The 838-nt window shown below is 71.4% G+C and carries 1 protein-coding gene; it reads right to left on the reverse strand.

Features of this window, described 5'->3' with window-relative positions:
• Positions 1-29: 29 nt before the first annotated feature.
• A partial coding sequence (locus BIV03_RS17545) for an aldo/keto reductase (RefSeq protein WP_071296603.1) occupies positions 30-838 on the reverse strand: 809 nt, incomplete at its 5' end.

Here is an 838-nt window from a genome sequence, read left to right on the forward strand (position 1 = left end):
GCCGCGGCCGCGGGCCGCGGCGCGCCCGCTCAGGCGCCGTCGAAGACCAGCGTCATCTCGGCGAGGTCGTCCTCGGACGGCTCCCACGCCGTCCCGGCCTCGGCGTTCTGCCGGATCTGCTCCGGCTTCGTCGCTCCCGCGATGACGCTCGACAGCCCGGGCTGCGCCAGCAACCACGCGAAGGTCGCCTGCAGCATCGTGACGCCGCGCTCGTCGCAGAACCGCTGGAACTCCTCGAGGATCTCCCACGGCGCGTCCTGCAGCAGCTGCGGCTTCGCCGTGGTGAGCCGCCCGTCCGAGGGCCCACCGGCCTTCGTGTACTTGCCCGTCAGCAGGCCGTTGTACAGCGGGAAGTACGGCAGGAACCCGAGCGCGTACGCACGGACGGCCGGCAGCACCTCGTCCTCGACGCCCCGGGCGAGCGGGCTGTACTCGTTCTGCGCGGACACGAACGCCGTGGTGCCGGCGATGGAGGCGGTGAGCTCGGCCTCGGCGATCTGCCACCCCGCGAAGTTCGAGTGGCCGATGTAGCGGATCTTGCCCTCGCGGACGAGGTCGTCGAGCACGGACAGCGTCTCCTCGATCGAGGTCACGTCGTCCGGGCCGTGCATCTGGTAGAGGTCGATCCAGTCCGTCCCGAGGCGCTTGAGCGACGACTCGACCGCCAGCCGCACGTACCGCCGGGAGCCCCGCACGCCCCAGTCCGGCCCGTTCACCCCCTGCATGTCCATGCCGAACTTCGTGGCGAGGACGATCTCGTCGCGACGTCCCGCGATGGACCTGCCGAGGAGTTCCTCGGACAACCCGCGCCGGCCGCCGTAGACGTCCGCGGTGTCGA

The organism is Curtobacterium sp. MCBA15_016, assembly GCF_001865105.1.
Classification (GTDB): domain Bacteria; phylum Actinomycetota; class Actinomycetes; order Actinomycetales; family Microbacteriaceae; genus Curtobacterium.